The organism is Pseudomonas sp. MYb541 (assembly GCF_037479595.1).
GTDB classification, from domain to species: Bacteria; Pseudomonadota; Gammaproteobacteria; order Pseudomonadales; family Pseudomonadaceae; genus Aquipseudomonas; species Aquipseudomonas canadensis.
Window position 1 is genome coordinate 1 of sequence record NZ_JBBGYS010000034.1, and the last position, 21,197, is coordinate 21,197.

The window sequence follows — 21,197 nt, forward strand, 5'->3', positions numbered from 1 at the left end:
GATGGCTTCGAGCTTCGCGTAACCCATCATCAGCCATTTGCTGCCTTCGGCGAAATTCACCTGCACTCGCGCCTGGGCGCCCGCGCCTTCGAAGTTGAGGATCACGCCTTCGCCGAATACCGAATGCCTCACCTGCTGGCCAAGGCTGAACTGGGTTTCCGGAATCTCGGAACCGGCGAACAAGGTGCTGGCGCTCTGCTGCTGGCCACCACCGAACGGGCGGCTGACACTGTTGGACAGGCGCACTTCCTGGATCAGACCCTTCGGCACTTCACGTACGAAGCGCGACACCTTGTTGTAGGTCTCGCTGCCGTACAGGCGTCGGGTCTCGGCGTAGGTCATCACCAGGTTCTGCATGGCGCGCGTGATGCCCACGTAGGCCAGGCGGCGTTCTTCCTCAAGCCGGCCGGGTTCTTCCAGGCTCATCTTGTGCGGGAACAGGCCTTCTTCCATGCCCACCAGGAACACATAGGGGAATTCCAGGCCCTTGGCGCTGTGCAAGGTCATCAGCTGGATGCTGTCTTCATGCTCATCCGCCTGGGTATCGCCGGCTTCCAGCGATGCATGGCCGAGGAACGCGGCCAGCGGGGTCAGCTCCTCGTCTTCCTCGGTGTTTTCGAACGCACGGGCGGCGCTCACCAGTTCTTCAAGGTTTTCTACCCTGGCCTGGCCTTTCTCGCCTTTTTCCGCTTCGTGGTAAGCGATGAGCCCGGACTGTTCGATCACGGTCTGGGTCATCAGGTGCAACGGCATTTCCGCGCACTTGGCCGCCAGGTTCTCGATCAGCTCGACAAACACGCCCAAAGCGCCGGCTGCGCGGCCGGTCAGGCCTTTATTGACGATGAGCAGGCGCATGGCTTCCCACATCGACACATCGGCATGGCGCGCATGGTCACGAATCGCTTCGACGGTTTTCTCGCCGATGCCACGGGCCGGGATGTTGATCACCCGCTCCAGCGCCGCATCGTTGCCACGGCCTTCCAGCAAGCGCAGGTAAGCCATGGCGTTCTTGATTTCGGCACGTTCGAAGAACCGCTGGCCGCCATAGATGCGATACGGGATGCGTTCGCGCAGCAAGGCTTCTTCCAAGACCCGCGATTGGGCGTTGGAACGGTACAGAATCGCGATGTCGCTGCGCGCCAGACCGGTCTTCAGCGCGCTTTCGATGGTTTCCACCACGTAACGCGCTTCATCGTGCTCGTTGAACGCGGCGTACAGGTTGATCGCCTCGCCTTCGCCGCCGTCGGTCCACAGCTCTTTGCCCAGGCGCCCGGTGTTATTGGCGATCAAGGCGTTGGCGGCCTTGAGGATCCCGGCGGTGGAGCGATAGTTCTGTTCCAGACGGATGGTCACCGCGTCCGGGAAGTCTTCAGAATACTGATAGATGTTCTCGATTTTCGCGCCACGCCAGCCGTAGATCGACTGGTCGTCGTCGCCCACCACCATCAGGCTGTCACCGCCCTTGGCCAGCAGGCGCAACCAGGCGTACTGCACGGCGTTGGTGTCTTGGAACTCGTCCACCAGGACGTGGCGGAAGCGTTTCTGGTAATGGGCCAACAGGCCTGGGTTGTCGCGCCACAGGTCGAGGGCGCGCAGCAGCAGCTCGGAGAAGTCGATGACCCCGGCGCGCACGCAGGCAGCCTCGTAGGCTTCATAAATGCTGCGCATGGTGGCCAGGAACAAATCGCCGCTGGCCTGGATATGTTGCGGGCGCAGGCCTTCGTCTTTCTGGCCGTTGATGAACCATTGCGCCTGGCGCGCTGGCCAACGCTGTTCGTCGAGGCCGAGCTCGCGGATCACGCGCTTGACCAGGCGCTGTTGGTCATCGCTGTCGAGGATCTGGAAGGTCTGGGCCAGGCCCGCCTCCTGCCAGTGCGCCCGCAACAGGCGGTGCGCCAGGCCGTGGAAGGTGCCGACCCACATGCCGGCCGGGCTGATGCCCATCAACTGCTCGATGCGGTGGCGCATCTCGGCAGCGGCCTTGTTGGTGAAGGTCACCGACAGGATGGAATGCGGGGACGCGTTTTCGACCTGGATCAACCAGGCGATACGGTGCACCAGCACTCGGGTTTTACCGGAGCCAGCACCGGCCAGGACCAACTGACGGCCAACGGGGGCCGCTACGGCCTGGCGTTGGGCATCGTTGAGGGAGTTCAGCAAAAGGGAGAGATCATCGCGCATCGGCGCATTCTAGGGTGCCCGGGGGAGTGGGGCAAATACCAATGCCGGGTGGTCGACGGAAAACCGCCAGGCTGATGACCGGTCGGTCAATGGCCACAGCCCGCGCGGTGTCTCGCTCAAGCCGTCTGGCCCGGAAGTTTGCGCTGCGCGACCGTGCAGTTTTTATGACGCAGAGCAGTTTGGCCCAGGCGCTTGCTTGTGTATGCTCCGTCGACGTTTCGGGCTCACCATTATAAGAACACTGCCTATGACCCTCAGCACCGACCTGCTCGGCCCCTCGGCGGCCCCCGCGCAGGTTCTTCGCAAACACTACGCCACGGAGATGGCGGTCGAGCGCACACGCCTGCTGTATCAAGGCTCGCTGCTGCCGACCCTGTTGATGCTGGTCAATGGCCTGGTCTGCGCCTGGCTGTTGTGGAACCCCAAGCAATACCTGCTGGACAGCATCTGGCTGGTCTGGCTGCTGGCCCTGGTGGCGATGCGCGTGATCCAAGTGGCGGCGTTCGATTCGGCCATGCCCAGTCGCCAGGCCCAACCGGTGTGGCGGCGTATGTTCATGCTCGGCTCGGCCGTCAGCGGCCTGACCTTGGCTACGGCCGCCATCGCGCTGGTGCCGGTGGACAGCTTCATGCAACAGGCCTGGGTGTTCGGCCTGATCGGCGCGGCGACGCTGTCGGCCAGCGTGGCCTATGCCGTGAGCTTGCCGGCGTTCTTGTCGTTTGCCTTGCCGTGCCTGGTGCCGGCTATCGTCTATTTGTTCTGGACGGGCGATCCGCAGCAGCGCGGTTGGGGCGTGCTTGGCCTGATCCTGCTGGCGTCCTTGAGCCTGGTGGCGTGGCAGGTCAATCGCCTGATCCAACGCGGGCTGCTGCGCCGTTTTCAGAATCAGGCGCTGATCGAACATCTGCAACAGGCACAACAGCGCAGCGAGCAGCTCAATCAGGAGTTGGTGCGCGAAGTTGAACAACGTCGTCAGGTCGAGCAAGAACTGCGCGAAGCCCAGATCAGCCTGCAAGACCGCGTGGCCCAACGCAGCCAGGAGCTGGACGCTGCCAGCCTGGCCCTGAATAAAAGCGAAGCGCGCCTGGCCATGGCGCTGCAAGCCAGTGAGTTGGGCCTGTGGGACTGGAACCTGCAAACTGACGAAGTCCATCACACGCAGCTCAAGGAACTGTTCGGCCTGGAGCCGGAATACGTCACGGCGATGCTCAGCCACCTCAAGCCGCGCCTGCATCCCGAAGACCTGCCGCTGCTCAAGCGTGCCTTGGTGGAACACCTTAAGGGTCGCAGCGAGGACTACCAGGTGGAATACCGCGTGCGCCACGGCGATGGGCACTGGGTGTGGATCGAAGACCGTGGCCGCGCCGTAGAGCGCACGCCCAGTGGGCGGGTGACGCGCATGCTCGGTACACGCCGCGATATCACTGCCGGCAAGGCCCTGGAAGAACAGCAGCGTTTGGCATCGACGGTATTCGAGGCCGCCAGCGAAGGGATTGTGATCCTTGGCCCCGACTACAAGCTGATCGCCGTGAACCAGGCGTTCAGCCGCGTCACAGGCTTTGAAACCGACGACATGATCGGCCGCAATGTGGTCGAACTGCCCAGCAGCCGCGATGCACGTCGCCACTTCCCGGTGATCCGCCAGGCGTTGCTCAGCCACGGCACTTGGCAGGGTGAGCTGGTGGAAACGCGCAAGAACGGCGAGCTGTACCCGCAGTGGCTGCAATTGAATGTGGTGCGCGATATCCGGGGAAACGTCAGCCATATCGTGGGCTTCTTCGCCGATCTCTCGGCGCGACGTGAGTCCGAAGAGCGCATGCGCTACCTTACCCATTACGACGAATTGACCGGCCTGGCGAACCGCTCGCTGTTCCGCGAACGGCTGCGCGAGGCCCACCAGCGGGTCCGCCAGGGCGGGCGTAGCCTGGCGCTGCTGCACATCAACCTCGACCGCTTCAAGCTGCTCAATGACAGCCTGGGTCATGAAGTCGCCGACCAGCTGCTGCAAAAAATGGCGCGTCGCCTGATCAATGCGTTACCCGAGGCTGACACTATCGCTCGTCTGTCCGGGGATGAGTTCGCCGTACTGTTCGACGCCTACGGCAACCTGTCGAGCCTGGCGCGGGTCGCCACGCGGCTGCTGGCCAAACTGCGGGTGCCGGTGACGGTGGAAGGGCATGAATTGGTAGTGAGTGCCTCGATGGGCGTCAGCCTGTTGCCGGACAATGCGCGGGAAATTTCCGCACTGGTCAGCCAATCCAACATGGCCATGCAACATGCCAAGCACCTGGGCGGCAATAACTTCCAGTTCTACACCGACAGCCTGCAAGCCAGCACGCTGGAGCGATTGCAGCTGGAAAATCATCTGCGCAAGGCTATCGAAGAGCGCCAGCTCACGGTGTTCTACCAACCCAAGCTGTGCCTGGCCACCGGCAAGTTGAATGCCGCTGAAGCGTTGATCCGCTGGGAGCATCCGCAGTGGGGCATGGTGCCGCCGGGGGATTTTATCGGCCTGGCCGAAGAGACCGGCCTGATCGTGCCGCTGGGCGAGTTCGTGCTGCGCGAGGCCTGCTGGCAGGCGTGTGAATGGCAGCGCCAGGGCCTGGCGCCGATCCGGGTGTCGGTGAACCTGTCGGTGCATCAATTGCGCCAGGGCAAGCTGGTCAGCCTGGTGCGCCAGGTGCTCGAAGAAACCGGCCTGGACCCGCAATACCTGGAGCTGGAGCTGACTGAAAGCCAATTGCTCGACAGCGTCGAACACATCATCGCGACCTTCCAGCAACTGCGGGACCTGGGCGTGAAGCTGGCGATCGACGATTTCGGCACCGGTTATTCGTCCCTCAGCTACCTCAAGCGCATTCCCGTGGATTACGTGAAGATCGACCAGACCTTCATCCGTGGGCTGGGCCAGGGGCGTGAAGACGCCGCTATCACCCGCGCCATTATCGCTATGGCCCACGGCCTTGCGCTCAAGGTGGTGGCTGAAGGCGTGGAAGATCAGCAGCAGTTGGATTTCCTGCGCGGTGAGCGTTGTGACGAAGTGCAGGGCTATTTGATCAGTCGGCCGATGCAGGCCGAAGGGCTGGCAGATTTGTTACGGAAAAATGCAGATTTTTCCCAGTGATGCCTGGGGCGCCCCTGTGGCTACAACTTGGCCGCCCCTAGATTCAAAGGGGAGCAGGGCGATTTAGTGATGCGTCGGACGGGCAAAACGACAATTCTTGTAGTATAACTACAAGCTTGCTACATCCCTGGCCCTGCCCATAACAAGAGTCCTGCCCTTTGAACCTGTTGCAACATATCGCCCAGTCGCGCCACCTGTTACGCAAATCGGAACTCAAGGTTGCCGATCACGTGCTGCTTGACCCTGCGGCTGTGATGCACAGTTCCATGGCCGACCTGGCGCACAGCGTGGGCATCAGCGAACCGACCATCGTGCGCTTCTGCCGCGCTATTGGTTGCTCCGGGTTCCAGGACTTGAAACTCAAGCTGGCGCAAAGCCTGGCCGCTGGCGCCAGCTTCGGCCAATTTGCGATCCATGAAGACGACTCCGTCGCCGACTACAGCCTGAAAATCTTCGACACCACCTTGCACACCCTGATGGAAGTGCGCGAGAAGCTCGACCCGGTGGAGTTGCAAAAGGCCGTGACCGCCATGTCCCAGGCCCAGCGTGTCGAGTTCTATGGCTTTGGTGCTTCGGGTGCGGTGGCTGCCGATGCCCAGCACAAATTTTTCCGTTTGCTGCTTACCGCCGCGGCCTACAGCGACCCGCACATGCAAGCCATGTCGGCGGTGACCTTGAAGCCTACGGACGTGGCCATCTGTATTTCCCAGTCGGGCCGTTCCAAAGACCTGCTGATCACCGCCAACCTGGTGCGTGAAAGCGGTGCGTCGCTGATCACCCTGTGCCCGAGCCAGACGCCGTTGGCGGAACTGTCCACGGTCAATTTGGCGATCGACGTGCATGAAGACACCGAGATCTACACGCCACTGACTTCGCGCATCGCCCACCTGGTGGTGATCGACGTGCTGGCGATGGGCGTGGCCATGGCGCGTGGGCCGAGCCTGGTCAACCACCTTAAGAGCGTGAAGCGCAGTCTGCGCAGCCTTCGCCTGTCACCCAAGTCCGTCAAAGCCCTGGATGACTAAAGCGGTACACAGAGCAAAATGTGGGAGGGGGCTTGCCCCCGATAGCAGTGGGTCAGCCAATGAATTTGCTGGCTGATACACCGCAATCGGGGGCAAGCCCCCTCCCACATTTGGATCTCCTGCGAACCCAGAATCTTCATCAGTCTGTCATCGCTGCGTCATCGCCCAGGGCCATTCTGAACTCCCCGTACTCGCATTGGGAGACTCCAAATGGCCCGGCCCTACGAAGACAGCAACAGCTCCGTTAAAACCCGTCGTCAGCAGGAAGACCAACGCCGCATGGCGTTCCGTCGCGCAATCGAAGACCGTTGCGAGGAGCGCCAGTTGCTCCAGAGCATCAGTGACTACCCGGAACTCCACTGGCAGGCACCCGCGGCTGCCCAGCGAAGCGTTCAGCCAGCGCGCTGATCTGCACCCTCTCGCTGCGGATAAAGCCCAGGAACGCATGGGCTACCGGTGACAGGCGCTTGGCCTTGGCCTGTACCATGCACCAACTGCGGTACAGTGGCAGCTCTTCCACCGGCAGCTCCTTGAGCCCGCCGGTGGCCAGTTCCATGTTGACCGCGTGACGCGTCATCAGCGCCACGCCCAACCCCGCGCATACACACTCACGCTGCGCCTCGGCCGAGGCCACTTCCACCGTCTGGGTGAAGTGCACGCGTTTCTCCTTGAAATACTCCTCGCACGCCAGCCGCGTACCGGAACCCGGTTCGCGCACCAGCAGTGTGTAGGGTTCCAGATCCTGCAGGCGTAGCGGCCCTTGCAGGCTCAGCGGGTGATCGGGTGGCGCCACGGCGACGATCGGGTTGTTGAGGAACGGCAGGAATTCCAGGCCCATGTCCTGAGGCACCATGGACATGATCACCAAGTCATCGCGATTGTCTGAAAGCCTGCGGATCACCTGGGCGCGATTCACCACCGTGAGGTGTAACTGCACTTCCGGGTGCTGGCGCTTGAAGGCGGCAAACAGGTGCGGCACGAAGTACTTGGCGCTGGACTCAATCGCCAGCTTCAACTGGCCTTGCAGCGAACCCTGCATGTCCGACAGCTGCATATCGAGGTTTTCCAGGCGCCCGAAAATGTCGCGACTCGCCCGCTGCAAGGCTTCAGCGGCCTCGGTCATGTAGAGCTTTTTGCCGACATAATCGAACAGCGGCTGCCCGATCAGCTCTTCCAACTGGCGAATTTGTAGGCTAACGGCGGGTTGTGTGAGGGACATTTCCTCGGCGGCGCGGCTATAGGAGCGCAAATCGCACACTTCATTGAAGATCTGCAACTGACGCAATGTCATACGCATCAATGACTTACGCATATTTAGCACGCTCCCGCTGAACCTGATGAGTTCAACTATAAGTCTTTACTTATGCACGACCCAATAATTATTGATTTTTGTTAATCCCTCGGCGGGCTTAGTGTGTGTCTCGCGACTGTCATGAAACATTTGGTCACGCGCCGACCCGGATCCAGCGGGTCAAAGAACGCAGCAATCGGCTCAAGGGAATTTCCAAGTGATAAAAAAGATCCTGATCGCCAACCGTGGTGAAATTGCCGTACGAATCGTGCGTGCCTGCGCCGAGATGGGCATTCGCTCGGTCGCGGTCTACTCCGACGCCGACCGCCACGCGTTGCATGTCAAGCGTGCCGACGAAGCCCACAGCATTGGTGCAGAGCCCCTGGCTGGCTACCTGAACCCGCGCAAGCTGGTGAACCTGGCGGTGGAAACCGGCTGCGATGCGCTGCACCCCGGCTACGGTTTCCTGTCGGAAAACGCCGAACTGGCGGACATCTGCGCCGAACGTGGCATCAAATTCATTGGTCCGTCGGCGGAAGTGATTCGCCGCATGGGCGACAAGACCGAAGCGCGACGCAGCATGATCAAGGCCGGTGTGCCGGTCACGCCGGGCACCGAAGGTAACGTTGCGGACATCCACGAAGCACTCACCGAAGGCGACCGCATCGGTTACCCGGTGATGCTCAAGGCCACCTCCGGTGGTGGTGGCCGTGGTATCCGTCGCTGCAACAGCCGCGAAGAACTTGAACAAGCCTTCCCCCGTGTCATCTCCGAAGCCACCAAGGCCTTCGGTTCGGCGGAAGTGTTCCTGGAAAAGTGCATCGTCAATCCCAAGCACATCGAGGCGCAGATCCTCGGTGACAGCTTCGGCAATGTGGTGCACCTGTTCGAGCGCGATTGCTCGATCCAGCGTCGTAACCAGAAGCTCATTGAAATCGCTCCAAGCCCGCAACTGACACCGGAACAGCGCGCCTACATCGGCGACCTGTCGGTACGTGCGGCCAAGGCGGTGGGCTACGAGAACGCCGGCACCGTGGAGTTCCTGCTCGCCGAGGGCGAGGTGTACTTCATGGAGATGAACACCCGCGTGCAGGTGGAACACACCATCACCGAAGAAATCACCGGGATCGACATCGTCCGCGAACAAATCCGCATCGCCTCGGGCCTGCCGCTGTCGGTGAAACAGGAAGACATCCAGCACCGTGGCTTCGCGTTGCAGTTCCGTATCAACGCCGAAGACCCGAAAAACAACTTCCTCCCGAGCTTCGGCAAGATCACCCGTTACTACGCGCCCGGCGGTCCTGGCGTGCGCACCGACACGGCGATCTACACCGGCTACACCATCCCACCGTTCTACGACTCCATGTGCCTGAAACTGGTGGTGTGGGCGTTGACCTGGGAAGAAGCCATGGACCGTGGCCTGCGTGCCCTGGACGACATGCGCCTGCAAGGCGTGAAGACTACCGCCGCCTATTACCAGGAAATCCTGCGCAACCCGGAATTCCGCAGCGGCCAGTTCAACACCAGCTTCGTTGAAGCCCACCCTGAACTGACCAACTACTCGATCAAGCGCAAACCCGAAGAGCTGGCCCTGGCCATCGCCGCCGCCATCGCCGCCCACGCAGGCCTGTGAGGAATACAACAATGTCCAAGAAAATCTTTGTCACCGACACCATCCTGCGCGACGCCCACCAATCGTTGCTCGCGACCCGCATGCGCACCGACGACATGCTGCCGATCTGCGACAAGCTCGACAAAGTCGGCTACTGGTCCCTGGAAGTCTGGGGCGGCGCGACCTTCGACGCCTGCGTGCGCTTCCTGAAAGAAGACCCGTGGGAGCGCCTGCGCAAACTGCGCGCCGCGTTGCCCAACACCCGCCTGCAAATGCTGCTGCGCGGCCAGAACCTGCTGGGCTACCGCCACTACAGTGACGACGTGGTCAAGGCATTCGTGGCCAAGGCTGCCGTTAATGGCATCGACGTGTTCCGCATCTTCGACGCGATGAACGACGTGCGTAACCTGCGCGTGGCCATCGAAGCGGTGAAAGCCGCTGGCAAACATGCCCAAGGCACCATCGCCTACACCACCAGCCCGGTGCACACCGTTGAAGCGTTCGTGGCCCAGGCCAAGCAACTGGAAGCCATGGGTTGCGATTCCATCGCGATCAAGGACATGGCCGGTCTGCTGACGCCGTATGCCACCGGCGAACTGGTCAAGGCGCTGAAGGCCGAGCAGACCCTGCCGATCTTCATCCACTCCCATGACACGGCTGGTTTGGCCGCGATGTGCCAGCTCAAGGCCATCGAAAACGGTGCCGACCACATCGACACCGCCATTTCCAGCTTCGCCTGGGGCACCAGCCACCCAGGGACCGAGTCGATGGTCGCCGCCCTTAAAGGCAGCGAATTCGACACCGGCCTGAGCCTGGAACTGCTGCAGGAAATCGGTCTGTACTTCTACGCCGTGCGTAAGAAATACCACCAGTTCGAAAGCGAATTCACCGCCGTCGACACCCGTGTGCAAGTCAACCAGGTGCCGGGCGGGATGATTTCCAACCTGGCCAACCAGTTGAAAGAGCAGGGCGCACTCAATCGCATGAGCGAAGTGCTGGCCGAAATCCCGCGCGTGCGTGAAGACCTCGGCTTCCCGCCTCTGGTGACGCCGACCTCTCAGATCGTCGGCACCCAGGCGTTCTTCAACGTGCTGGCCGGCGAGCGCTACAAGACCATCACCAACGAAGTGAAGCTCTACCTGCAAGGCGGCTACGGCAAGGCGCCGGGTACTGTGAACGAGAAGTTGCGTCGCCAGGCCATCGGCAGTGAAGAAGTGATCGACGTACGCCCGGCCGACCTGCTCAAGCCGGAAATGAACAAGCTGCGCGGCGAAATCGGCGCGTTGGCCAAGTCCGAAGAAGACGTGCTGACCTACGCCATGTTCCCGGACATCGGGCGCAAGTTCCTCGAAGAACGCGACGCCGGCACCCTGGCGCCGGAAGTGCTGTTGCCGATTCCTGAAGCCGGCGGCGTGGCCCGTGCCGGTGGCGAAGGCGTGCCGACCGAGTTCGTCATCGACGTGCACGGTGAAAGCTACCGCGTGGACATCACCGGTGTGGGCGTGAAGGCTGAAGGCAAGCGTCACTTCTACCTGTCCATCGACGGCATGCCGGAAGAAGTGGTGTTCGAACCGCTCAACGAGTTTGTCAGCGCCGGCGGCAGCAAGCGCAAGCACGCCACTGCGCCGGGTCATGTCAGCACCGCAATGCCGGGCAATATCGTCGACGTGCTGGTCAAGGAAGGCGACGTGGTCAAGGCCGGCCAGGCCGTGCTGATCACCGAAGCCATGAAGATGGAAACCGAAGTGCAGGCAGCGATTGCCGGCAAGGTGACCGCCGTTCATGTGGCCAAGGGCGACCGGGTCAACCCTGGCGAAATCCTGATTGAAATCGAAGGCTGATACAGCCTTCGACACGACCGTTTAATCCTCGGGGGGGCAGGTGCTCCCCTTTTTTTTGCCCGAAATTTGACGGGGTTAGAAGCTCATCCTCCATTGGCCCATCAAGCCTTGGTTACGGCTGTTTGTACCGGCTTGGGCGCTGTAGGTCAGGCCTAAGGTGTGTTGTGTCGACAACGCGAGGTCCAGGCCGGCTTGCAGGTCCAGGCTATTGCGGTCGATCGAGGTGCCCTTGACGGTGAAGCCGTCTATCAGTCCTGGCAGGGCACGGTAGGAATGGCGGACTTTGCTGTCGACTTCGCCGTAGAGGTGCTTCCAGCCTGTGCTGAGGTGAGGGGTGAGGCTGATCTGCCTATCGAACCGATACACCGTTGCCAGGCGCAGGCCAAAGGTGCTGCTCAGGTTTTGTTGGGTTTGCGCGCCCACGTTCAACGCGGTCATACCTCCCGTTTCCTTGAAACTGTCGCGGTGGTAGCGTTGGAAGCCGATGCCAGCGAAGGGCTCGACGCTGACATCGGCGCTGCCCAGTTGATAGCCTAGCTCGGAGAACAGGGTTTGGCTTTGAGCGTTGTAGCTGCCCTTTAGCTGCTCCTTGTAGTCGAGCAGGTTGACGTTACGTTTGTTCCGGCCGGCATGGTCGCTGTAGATCGCTCCCAGACGTAGGGCCAGTGGCCCGTCCTTACGCACGGCATAACCCCCCAGGTGCCAGCTGTCCAGGTCGGCGGAGAAACGTTGTGCATTGAGGTTGCTGCTGGATTTGGCGCCCATGACCCCAACCCGCCAAGCATGATCCAGTGCCCAGTCGGCACCCAACAACAGACCGTGGGTATCGTGTTTCAGGCCGGCGCTGCCGCCTTGTTTGTCGAGGCTGCCGCCGTTGCCCACGCCCTGCACCCAGAAGTGACCGTTGTCGTCAGCGGGCAGCGTGCGCAGCGTCGAGAGCAATTGGTTACTCAGTTGCTGCGTGGTGTTTTGCGTTGCGCCAGCGAGGTTGGCGTTCTGGCTACCGGCCAATTGTTCAAGGCTTGCGCCGATCCCGCCGGGTTGCTTATCCAGCGCATCGCCAAATTTTTCCAGGGCTTTGATTTCCTCGGAGGTCAGCTCCCCGGACTCCAGTAACCGAGTCAGCGCAGGCTCCAGCACCTTGGCCACTTGCAAGCCATTGTGGGAGCGGGCCTGTTGGATGAGATAGCCGTCGAGGGGCGCGGCTTCGATTTCGGGCTCGTCAAACCACTCATCTGGCAGCGCATCGTAGGGTTGAAACATGTAGGGCGTGTATTCGATATCGCCTCGCGCTTGCGCGGATTGAAGGCTGGCGGCACTGAGGGCGAGGGCGGTGACAAATGCAAGTCTGTGCTGTGTAAAGGGCATGAATTTCCAACCTCTGATGAATGAGGCCGGGAATTTAGAGAGATGGCGAGGCGATAACTGTCAGGCTACCGACCTCTGGTTTGCGAGAGTTGTCTCTAGTGCGGCGCGATTAAAAACGCATCTGTTATTGGCCGCCTTGAGCTTAGCGGTTGATGGATTTGCATTTTATTGCGTTTTTTAGGCAGCGTTCTTTGATTTTATGCACTATATTGCAGTTTAAGTGACGACCCTTGACTTCCAGGTGCATTAAATTGCCGATAGACGCCCCTCTCAGGCTTACCCTCCAGGTTTTTGAAACGGGCCGTTGGCAGGACGCAATGACCTTGGATTTTGCCGAGCCGCAAAAAGGCTTCGACAGCCCGTGTCGTTTTGGCTTGCGTGACCTCGATCAGCGCTTGAAAACCTGGGGGTTGAGATGAGCCTTTCGATTGATCAGCGGGCGCACGTCATTGAGAGTATTGAACAAGGCCTAACCAATGGTTCGCTTGAGATAGGCGACGCCGTACGCCGTCTGCGCACCGAAGTCACTGGCCTGCACCAAAGCCAATTTGCCAGGATGTGCAAAATCTCGGTGCGGACCTTGGTGCATATCGAGCATGGCGAGGGCAATCAGACCCTGAAGTCGCTGAATGCGGTGTTCAGGCCGTTCGGGTTGAGGATGGGCGTGGTGAAGGTTCGGCGCGATCTTTGACGCGACTGTTCCCACCCCTGTGGGAACAATCCTCTACATCATCAGGCCCGGCACTGCGCCAGGCTTTTCACCTGCCCGTCACCGCTCTGATTGGCCTGCGACAACCACTTCTCAAAACCCGCCTCAATCTTCGGCCACTCCGAATCGATGATCGAGTACCACGCGGTATCCCGGTTCTTGCCTTTCACCACTGTGTGCTGGCGGAACACGCCCTCAAAGCTGAACCCCAATCGCTCGGCTGCGTATTTGGAACGGCCATTGGCGTTGTTGCACTTCCACTCCAGGCGGCGGTTACCTTGGTCGAACGCGTATTTGGCCAGCAGGTATACCGCCTCGGTGCTTTTCGGCGAGCGCTGCATCGGCGCGCCAAAGGTGACGTGGCCGATTTCAATGCGACCTTGCTCGGGGACGATGGACATCAGGCTGAGTAGACCCTGAACCTGGCCGGTGACGCGGTCGATCACACTGAAGAAATACGGGTCTTTGTGGGCCGCGTGGTTGTTCAGCCAGTCATTGAAGGCGCTGCGCTCCGGGAATGGGCCGTATGGCAAGTAATCCCACAGTTTCGGGTCGGCATTGGGACCTTGCAGCGCTTGAAATAAATCATCGCCATGGCGCGTGGGGTCGAGTTTTTCCAGGCGGATAAAACGCCCTTCAAGCAGTTGCACGGTCGGTGCCGGGACGCCTTTCCAGTCGGCGAGGGAAGTGGACATGCTGCGCTCCTTAAAGGCCTTTGCGAAATTGGATGAAACCCGGGCGTTCGGCGATGCGTTCGTACAGCTGGATCGCGGTGGCGTTGGTTTCGTGGGTCAGCCAGTGCACCTTGGCACATCCATCGGCCTTGGCGGTGGCGTAGACGAATTCGATCAGCTTGCGGCCGACACCGGTGCCGCGTTGGGTCGGCACCACGAGCAGATCCTGCAGGTAGCAGGAGTTTTCGATGCTCCAGTTGGAACGATGGTAGATGAAGTTGACCATGCCCACCGCTTTGCCATCCTGCCAGGCCAGCGCCGAATGGGTCAGCTCGTTGGCGTCGATCAGGCGTTGCCAGGTGCTTTGGCTCACAGCGTCCGGCAGTTCGGTGTTGTAGAACGTCAAATATGCCTGCCACAACGGCAACCACGCGGCGTGGTCGGCGGCGGTGACGGGGCGGATGTCGATCGGGCTCATTCTGAAGCTCCTTGGGGAATGAAGCGGGCGAGGGTCTGGTCGCGCACGTCGGGGCTGGCGGCCAGGCCTTCGCGTACGCCAGCCATGTCGGCCGGGCTGCGGTTCTGGCTGAGTTTGCGTTTGCCGATCAGGCGCTCCACCGGCAGGGCGAAGCCGACGATGGCCTTGAGCATGCCGTCAATGTAGTCGGCCGGGGCGTCGCTGACTTTCCAGGGTTGGGCGCGCCCTGATTCATGGCGATCCGTCAGCGCCGTGACCACGCTGAGCAAGCGCTCGGCGTCGCTGAATACCTCAGGCGTGCCATAGGCGTGCACGGCGATGTAGTTCCAGGTGGGCACCACTTTGCCGTGCTCGGCCTTGGCCGGGTAAAACGCAGGGCTGATATAGGCCTCGGCACCGGCAAAAATGACCAGGGCTTCGCTACCGTTCTGCAAATCCTTCCATTGAGGATTGGCTTTGGCCAGGTGCCCGTACAGCGTGCCGTTCGCGCCCTCATCGAGGTTAAGCAACAGCGGTAAGTGGCTGGCCAGCAAGCCTTGCTCACCAACGGTCACAAGCTGTGCCAGGCGAGTGTGCTGGATCAGTTGCTGGATTTCGGGCAAATCATCGAGGGCAAAGGCGCGCGGTGTGTACATGCAAATATTCCTTGGCGAATGCTTGCATCCTAGGCAGGCTAATGGCTGGTTTAAAGATCCATCTGGCAGCCATTTCATAGGTCCAATATGTCGCCTGTCTCACCGCCCTTGTCGTTCAACCCCGCCGGTATTGAGCTGGACCGCCGCCAAGGGCTGACGCGCCAGCTGTATGAAGCCTTGCGCCAGCGCGTGCTGGACGGGCGGCTGGTCAGCGGCACGCGCTTGCCGGCTACCCGTGACTTGGCGGCAGCGTTGTCGATTTCCCGTAACAGCGTGGTGCGCGCCTATGACCAGTTGTATGCGGAGGGGTTTATTGAGAGTCGGGTCGGTGACGGCACTTACGTAGCCCAATTGCCCACGGCTAAAAAACTATCCACAAAAGTATCCACAGGGTTATCGACAGGCTTATCCCCAGCCTTATCCACAAAATGGGGCAATTTACCGGAGGATCTGGACAGTGAAGTTATCCACAGCCGGGGCTTGGCGCAGATAAAAACCAACCATCTGCCCCAGCCTCCAGCGGGACCGCCACGGGCATTTCGGGTAGGCGTACCGGCGTTCGATCTGTTCCCATTTGAGGTATGGGCCAAGCTGAACGGGGCGTTTTGGCGCAAGCCGGACCTGGAACAACTCTGTTACGGCGACCCTGCGGGCGACGGTCGCCTGCGCGGTTTGATCGCCGCCTACCTGCGTAGCTCACGGGGCATGCAGTGCACGGCTGAACAAATAGTGATCACCAGTGGCGCGCAGCAGGCGATCAGCCTTTGTGCACAGTTGCTGGTCGAGCCGGGCAACGGCGTGGCGCTGGAAAACCCAGGCTACCGCGCGGCAGGGCATGCGTTCGCCTTGGCCGGCGGGCGTTTGCACGGCATACCCGTGGACGGTGAGGGCATTGATTGCCAGGTGCTCAACACGCTGGATGACTGCCGGGTGGCCTATGTCACCCCGTCTCATCAGTATCCGCTGGGCGTGGTCATGAGCCTGGCGCGGCGCCTGGAATTGCTGGCCTGGGCCGAGCGCACGAGCGGTTGGATCATCGAGGATGACTACGATGGCGAGTACCGCTACAGCGGCGCGCCGCTTTCGCCCCTGGCGGCACTGGACCGTGGCGGGCGGGTGTTGTACGTCGGCACGTTCGGCAAGGTGGCCTTTCCCGCGTTGCGCCTGGGCTACCTGGTGTTACCGCCGGGCCTGGTGGATGCCTTCTCCCGGCGGCGCGCGGTGGACATGCGCCACTCCGAAGTCAGCACCCAGGCCGTCATGGCCGAATTCATGGCGGCCGGGCATTTCCAGCGGCACATTCGCCGGATGCGGCGTGCGGCGTTGAGTCGGCGCAACGCGCTGCTGGCCGGCTGGCCTCAAGGTTTGCCGGGTGTGGGCAGCCTGCCGCAGGTGATGGCCGGCCTGCACCTCACCGTGCGGGTCGACAGCCTGGCCCGCGAGCGTGAGCTGCTGGAGCTGGCTCACGCGGTGGGGGTCGAGGTCAATGGCTTGAGCAGTTACTGGCTGCCGGATTCCAACACCGCGCCGGACGCGCGTGCCGGCCTGGTGCTGGGATTTGCCGCCGTGCCTGAGGACGCCATCGATCAGGCGTTGGCACGCCTGCGCGAGGTGTGGCGCTAATCCTTGAAAAACAGTGACCGCGCCAGCTTGGGCCCGATTTCACTGCGGTACACGGCAATATTGCCGCGGTCATCGCGCGGGCCAGGCGATTGATACTTGCCGCCCAGGCGCCGCTGCGCCTTGGTCTTCAAGTGCGCGGCGGTGTAGGCCGCTTCGGGCCCGACCAGTTCGTTGTAGTGAAAGTGCGCGTACCACAGCGCGTTCGAGTTGGCGGCGTCGAGGATTTCGTACTCCTTCAAATACCCTTTGTTGCGCCCGGCGAGCTTAGTGCGTGAGCCCGGTATCGGGTTGATGGTGACCTCTTTTTCGTTGTACAGCAGTTCAACATGTGCGGCCGTCGGCGGGCGCTGCTTGAGCATGTCGAGCTTGACCCGGCGGCCCTCGGTGTAGAGACGCTTGATCGCCGTGTCCAGGTTGCGATTGATCTGGGCGGCTGACGTCGATGTACTTTCGGTCAAGTTGGCAGCGGTCAAGGCCTCTTCGATCTCGCGGCCGGCCTCTTCCAATTGTCCGGCCCGGCGGTGAAAGCGCTCTTCGATCTCCACTGGCAGCCGCCGTACGTCAGCGGACAGGCTTTTGGTGCGCTCAACGAAGTGGTCGGTATCATCGAACAACGTCTGGGCACTGGCGATAGTGGCGGTCAAGCTACGCGATGTCGGCCGCACAGGCGGCGAGGTGGGGGACTTGTGTTCAACCCACAGTCCGTCCTTTTCGTGAAAGACGGCAATCACTTTGCCGGTCAATGGCTGCTTGACCTCGACCAAAGGGGTTTTCTCGGCGCCTAGCGGCGGCCGCTCTTCCCCGACGACTATCCCCTTGAAACGGGTCTTGATCACCCTTTGGCGCGGTGTGGACGTAGATGGGCCGGCACTGACCGGCTCTAACGCTTTGCGTTCACGCAACAGCGTAACCAGGCGTTTGACTGCCCGTTGCGCAAATTCTTCGGTGAGGTTTTTCAAAGTTTCGAGAGACGGCCGGTGCACGTCCAGGGGGAAATCCGCCGGCAAGTCTGCCAGGCTTTGATCCACCCCCGTGAATTGGTCCACCAGGTTGTCGAGGACCTCAATCTGTTCATCCAGCGGCGTGAGGTTGTCCGGTTGCAAGGTTTCGCACAGGCTTTGTACCGCCAGGTCGGCTCTGTCAACCAATTGGCCGATGACCGAATAGGCGCCGTCCGGGCTCACCTTAGTGCCGTCGTTCAGGCACAGATAGCGCGACAGCGTAATCCGGAAAGCCTTGAGCTCATCCAGTCCTACTTTGGACAACAGTGGTTCGTAGTGCTGAACCAGTTCTGCGCCTTTGAAACCCAGTGAGTGGGCTTCCTTGAAGCGTGAGTGCATGTATTGGATACGGTCGATCACGTTCTGGGTGGAGGTGTCGACGGCACGGCAATCTTCAAGCGCCATGGGGGTGTCTGGCAGGTCTGTCTTGTCCAGGAATTCCGTGACGGTATGCAGCCCATCCCGAAAGCGAATGAGTTGCTCGGTAGCGGCGCTTTGCCCCAGGATGATCTGGTCCTCAAGGTAGCTGAGCATGGCCTCCTGATAACGAGGCACGGTATCGAGGATGTTCAGCGACTTGAGCTTTGCGATCGGCACGTCCAGTTCCTCAAGGCGCGCGCTAACTTCGGTCAGGTAGGTGGTGCGCGCTGCGGCCTGATTGCCGGGTGATGCCTGTTTGATGGCGGTCTGGAGCCCCACCATTTGCTGGCGCCGTCGCTCTGTCTGAGCGTCGAATGCCTCCAGTTGCTCTCGCAACTCCTGGATTTTTGGTGGCCGCAGGGCCTGGCCTTTGCGCCGTTGGCTGCGTAGCCCGCCACCCCGCAGGCGCAGACGGGTGTCGACAAACCATTGGCCCCGCAGGTTGTTGATCAAGGCGGGGCCCTCTCGGCTCGGGTTTTTGGGGTCGATGATCAGCACGGTCTCGTTTTCATCGAACGTCACTTCAAACCAGCGCTGTGCGACGGGGACGTACCACTTCTCGCCCTTCGGGTAGAGGTGCAGGTACGGCCCGGCAGTAGTGTTCTGCCGCCCCAAGCCTTCGGGCTTCGCCAGGCTGAAACTGTCCAGCGTATGGGACAGGCCCAGCGGGCTGCGGGTCAGGGCACCGTGGGTAAGCAGCGTGAGTTCATGGCCAGGGGGCAGGTGCCCGGTTTCGATCATGGGTTTTTGAAGGATTGACGGTTTGGCCGGCAACGCAGGGGCAGGCGTGATGCCTGGCTTTTCAGGCTCGCTGGCTGGCGCGTGTCGCTGGCTGATGTGCAGCGCCAGGGCCATGGCCAGGTTCAGAAAAATGTCTACCACGGCTGAAATGGTCGTGGTTCGGTCGCCGCTTTCTTTGGCGTCGATGATGACCTGCAGGTCGTCCATGATTTGCCAGATCCAGGCCGCCGCGCCTGCCGTGCGGCCCAGGAACGGCAGTGCAGCGTTAAGGACGATCCAGCCTGCGTGTTTGAAGCTTTCCCAGCGCGCCTCGGCATTGGACACCGACTGACGGTCTGCCAGTGTCAGCAGGGCGCGGGCGTTGGCATTATAAAGCGCCGCGAAGTAGTTTGAGCCCAGTGTCTGGGTGCCGAACTCGATCGGGCCAACCATCGCCAGCGAACTCATGGGTCTGCTGAGCAGCGCGGGCAATACCCAAGGCGAAGGCACTTTGCCAGGGAAGACAAATTGGGCGTAATTCAGGCGTACATTGTCAGGCAACCAAGCAAGTACTGCGTCGCGCAACGGCGTGTCCTGCTTGATTGCGTAAAGCACGTTGGTCAGTGACGGGAACTGCATCAGCGGTTCGTTGGAAAGCGGTCGATACAACAGGCACGGGCCGTTTTTGGGGTCCTGTGGCCCGATGATAAACATGTTTTCGACCCGGTCCGCACCGCCGCCCAGGCGCCATGTGGGGCGCAACGCCAACGGCCTGATTTCGACCGTATAGCCATCCACCTGCCGCTGGTGCGTTTCAACGGCCATCACAGCGCACACATAGCGATAACCCCGTTCGTCAACGTTGAACAGGCCACGAATCTTGTATTGCAACGCCAGCAAGGGCAGTTGCAGGCGCAGTTGCTCGGCGTACAGGCCTTGACGCTGCAAGACTTGCCCGGGGTTGGCCAGCAGCAGTGTGTTGACCAGTTCGGGGTAGTGTTTACCGATATCAGCTTGGGTGACCAGTCGATCGAGGTACGCTGCTGTCATCCAGTTTGGCGTTGGGCTGCCATCCCGGTAACGCACGGTTTTGTTGCCCAGTGGCAGCGCGACGAGGTTTTGCAGGGCCAGTTCGACAAGGCTTAATGTCACAGTCTGCGTTTCGCCGGGAATCGCCACTGTGCCCCAGACCACTTGGCTGGTGACGGTGATCTCGACATGATCAACGTTCAGGTGGGTGGCTTCGGGATGCTCCTTGATGAGCTGCGCACGAAGCGCTTGGCGGGCAAAGTCGGTGAGGGTTGGCAGATCGTCGACGAAGGTTTTGCCTTCGTTGCGCGTCGTCAGAGCGGCCAGGTCCATCAGGTAGCGCCCATAGTCCGACTGGTCGGTTTCCGAGGCCTGCAGTAGCCAGGACGGCAATGCACGTTGTACGCTGCGGATACGCGTTTGGTTGATCACGGAAAGGTCAGCCGCTTGCGCGCCGACAGGTTCGGCAGCCAACTGCGTGGGCCTGTGGGTTGGCGCCGCACCGATCTGACCGATGGCCTCAATTTGCAAGCCAATCACGCTACAGGCCTGTTGCTCGAAAAAATCACCGTCCGGTTCCAGCAACCGCCAGTTCAGGGTCTTGCCGTTTAAGTTGCCTGCGTAAGGCAACAGTGATTGGCCGAAGGCTTCCAGGTCGGCGAACTTTGCATACCCGCCACCGATCGAGTGGCTGAGGATGATGGTGCGCGCGCCGTGGGTGGCGATCAGCACGGAAAGCGCGCTGACGTTCAAGTGCCGCACGGTTGTACCGTCCTGTATATCGAGGTCGACCAGGTAGGCCCGTGTGCCGTATTTGTCGTGAGGCAGGCGCTCTGCGTAAACGGGATAGTGATACATCGCAAGCGCCACGGCGCAGTCGTCAGCGTCCCAGCCTTCGACCGCTTGTACATTCCAGACATTGCGCAGTGACTTGGCAAGCATTCGCCAGCGTGGGCCACTGGCGTCGACGGTGTGGTTCCAGAACGCCAATTGCTGTTCCTGGTGAGACACAAATAACAGCGGTGCCAGTTCGTTGATCAAGCGGGCTATCGCGTCGATCCTGACGGGAAGGTGTACGTCAGGCTCGTTGCCCAAGGGGTAGACCAGAAAGTGCATGCGATCGAGACAGACCACCGGCTTGTGCGAAACTGCACTGCGCGCCAATAGGCCGGTGAGGGTTTCGGAATGCGGCTCGCCGCGGATGATTTCACCGTCGCGAAGGTACCATCGCGGGTCGTTCACGGTGGCCAGGTCCGGGTTGATGTCCAACCGCGGGTAAAGTTCGCGCAACGCCTCGCGCAAGGTTACCGAGGCGACCTCACGCAGGGACGGGCCGGTAGTCACTTGAGTGAGTAATTCGCTGTTTACTGAGGAGATAAGGTCGTTCATTGAGGCATTCCTTAGCCTTGGAAAAGTGCGATGTCGCAGGTTTGCGTCATGTGGCGAAGAACCATGGCCGCTCCTGA

Annotated in this window: 14 protein-coding genes; 7 read left to right on the forward strand and 7 right to left on the reverse strand. The window is 61.0% G+C overall.

What is annotated here, in order from left to right:
- Window positions 1–2,181, reverse strand: a 2,181-nt coding sequence (gene uvrD / locus WH299_RS20385; protein ID WP_339551135.1) for a DNA helicase II, incomplete at its 3' end; no start/stop codon positions are given.
- A 247-nt stretch (window positions 2,182–2,428) separates the two neighbouring features.
- Between uvrD and WH299_RS20390 the strand changes: the two genes are divergently transcribed.
- The 3 genes from WH299_RS20390 to WH299_RS20400 all read left to right on the forward strand — a co-directional run bounded on the left by WH299_RS20390 (window position 2,429) and on the right by WH299_RS20400 (window position 6,738).
- A complete protein-coding gene (locus WH299_RS20390) occupies window positions 2,429–5,305 on the forward strand; it encodes an EAL domain-containing protein (protein WP_126569424.1) in 2,877 nt (958 codons plus the stop codon).
- Window positions 5,306–5,463: 158 nt separating this feature from the next.
- Window positions 5,464–6,330 (forward strand): transcriptional regulator HexR, encoded by an 867-nt coding sequence (gene hexR / locus WH299_RS20395; protein ID WP_003177007.1) that lies wholly within the window; start codon window positions 5,464–5,466, stop codon window positions 6,328–6,330.
- A 210-nt stretch (window positions 6,331–6,540) separates the two neighbouring features.
- The gene (locus tag WH299_RS20400; RefSeq protein WP_122729970.1) at window positions 6,541–6,738 is read left to right on the forward strand and encodes a PA3496 family putative envelope integrity protein; all 198 of its coding nucleotides are present in this window, start codon (window positions 6,541–6,543) and stop codon (window positions 6,736–6,738) included.
- Here WH299_RS20400 and WH299_RS20405 read toward each other — a convergent pair.
- Window positions 6,668–7,642, reverse strand: coding sequence for a LysR family transcriptional regulator (locus WH299_RS20405; RefSeq protein ID WP_339551136.1), 975 nt, complete (start codon window positions 7,640–7,642; stop codon window positions 6,668–6,670). The genes WH299_RS20400 and WH299_RS20405 overlap by 71 nt on opposite strands.
- Window positions 7,643–7,838: 196 nt before the next feature.
- On the opposite strand from WH299_RS20405, the gene WH299_RS20410 reads away from it, so the two are divergent.
- Complete coding sequence (locus tag WH299_RS20410) at window positions 7,839–9,254, forward strand: acetyl-CoA carboxylase biotin carboxylase subunit (RefSeq protein WP_016978663.1); 1,416 nt, start codon at window positions 7,839–7,841, stop codon at window positions 9,252–9,254.
- Window positions 9,255–9,265: 11 nt separating this feature from the next.
- Complete coding sequence (gene oadA, locus WH299_RS20415) at window positions 9,266–11,074, forward strand: sodium-extruding oxaloacetate decarboxylase subunit alpha (RefSeq protein ID WP_123478426.1); 1,809 nt, start codon at window positions 9,266–9,268, stop codon at window positions 11,072–11,074.
- 75 nt (window positions 11,075–11,149) lie between these two features.
- Here oadA and WH299_RS20420 read toward each other — a convergent pair whose 3' ends face one another.
- A complete protein-coding gene (locus tag WH299_RS20420; protein WP_339551137.1) occupies window positions 11,150–12,442 on the reverse strand; it encodes an autotransporter outer membrane beta-barrel domain-containing protein in 1,293 nt (430 codons plus the stop codon).
- A gap of 415 nt (window positions 12,443–12,857) precedes the next feature.
- Here WH299_RS20420 and WH299_RS20425 point away from each other — a divergent pair, with 415 nt between their 5' ends.
- The gene (locus WH299_RS20425; RefSeq protein WP_122729964.1) at window positions 12,858–13,133 is read left to right on the forward strand and encodes a helix-turn-helix domain-containing protein; all 276 of its coding nucleotides are present in this window, start codon (window positions 12,858–12,860) and stop codon (window positions 13,131–13,133) included.
- A 41-nt stretch (window positions 13,134–13,174) separates the two neighbouring features.
- Here the strand turns inward: WH299_RS20425 and WH299_RS20430 are convergent, their stop codons facing one another.
- From WH299_RS20430 to WH299_RS20440, 3 genes are read right to left on the reverse strand one after another with little or no spacing between them, the layout of a single operon-like run.
- The gene (locus WH299_RS20430; RefSeq protein ID WP_122729962.1) at window positions 13,175–13,846 is read right to left on the reverse strand and encodes a GNAT family N-acetyltransferase; all 672 of its coding nucleotides are present in this window, start codon (window positions 13,844–13,846) and stop codon (window positions 13,175–13,177) included.
- Between the two features lie 10 nt (window positions 13,847–13,856).
- Complete coding sequence (locus tag WH299_RS20435; protein WP_339551139.1) at window positions 13,857–14,303, reverse strand: GNAT family N-acetyltransferase; 447 nt, start codon at window positions 14,301–14,303, stop codon at window positions 13,857–13,859.
- Window positions 14,300–14,938 carry an FMN-binding negative transcriptional regulator gene (locus WH299_RS20440; RefSeq protein WP_339551141.1) on the reverse strand — a complete coding sequence of 213 codons (639 nt, stop codon included), beginning with the start codon at window positions 14,936–14,938 and terminating at the stop codon, window positions 14,300–14,302. Before WH299_RS20440 ends, WH299_RS20435 begins: the two co-directional genes overlap by 4 nt.
- 87 nt (window positions 14,939–15,025) lie before the next feature.
- Here WH299_RS20440 and pdxR point away from each other — a divergent pair, with 87 nt between their 5' ends.
- Window positions 15,026–16,561, forward strand: coding sequence for a MocR-like pyridoxine biosynthesis transcription factor PdxR (gene pdxR / locus WH299_RS20445; RefSeq protein WP_339551143.1), 1,536 nt, complete (start codon window positions 15,026–15,028; stop codon window positions 16,559–16,561).
- Here the strand turns inward: pdxR and WH299_RS20450 are convergent.
- Window positions 16,558–21,120: a dermonecrotic toxin domain-containing protein gene (locus WH299_RS20450; protein ID WP_339551144.1), complete on the reverse strand. Its 4,563-nt coding sequence runs from the start codon at window positions 21,118–21,120 to the stop codon at window positions 16,558–16,560. The genes pdxR and WH299_RS20450 overlap by 4 nt on opposite strands.
- Window positions 21,121–21,197 lie beyond the last annotated feature (77 nt).

Bases quoted from the DNA above. Each gene is read 5' to 3' on its own strand.
- WH299_RS20420 (WP_339551137.1), bottom strand. From the start codon at position 12,442: ATGCCCTTTACACAGCACAGACTTGCATTTGTCACCGCCCTCGCCCTC.
- WH299_RS20405 (WP_339551136.1), bottom strand. From the start codon at position 7,642: ATGCGTAAGTCATTGATGCGTATGACATTGCGTCAGTTGCAGATCTTC.
- WH299_RS20430 (WP_122729962.1), bottom strand. From the start codon at position 13,846: ATGTCCACTTCCCTCGCCGACTGGAAAGGCGTCCCGGCACCGACCGTG.
- WH299_RS20390 (WP_126569424.1), top strand. From the start codon at position 2,429: ATGACCCTCAGCACCGACCTGCTCGGCCCCTCGGCGGCCCCCGCGCAG.
- WH299_RS20400 (WP_122729970.1), top strand. From the start codon at position 6,541: ATGGCCCGGCCCTACGAAGACAGCAACAGCTCCGTTAAAACCCGTCGT.
- WH299_RS20450 (WP_339551144.1), bottom strand. From the start codon at position 21,120: ATGAACGACCTTATCTCCTCAGTAAACAGCGAATTACTCACTCAAGTG.
- WH299_RS20425 (WP_122729964.1), top strand. From the start codon at position 12,858: ATGAGCCTTTCGATTGATCAGCGGGCGCACGTCATTGAGAGTATTGAA.
- oadA (WP_123478426.1), top strand. From the start codon at position 9,266: ATGTCCAAGAAAATCTTTGTCACCGACACCATCCTGCGCGACGCCCAC.
- pdxR (WP_339551143.1), top strand. From the start codon at position 15,026: ATGTCGCCTGTCTCACCGCCCTTGTCGTTCAACCCCGCCGGTATTGAG.
- WH299_RS20440 (WP_339551141.1), bottom strand. From the start codon at position 14,938: ATGTACACACCGCGCGCCTTTGCCCTCGATGATTTGCCCGAAATCCAG.
- WH299_RS20435 (WP_339551139.1), bottom strand. From the start codon at position 14,303: ATGAGCCCGATCGACATCCGCCCCGTCACCGCCGCCGACCACGCCGCG.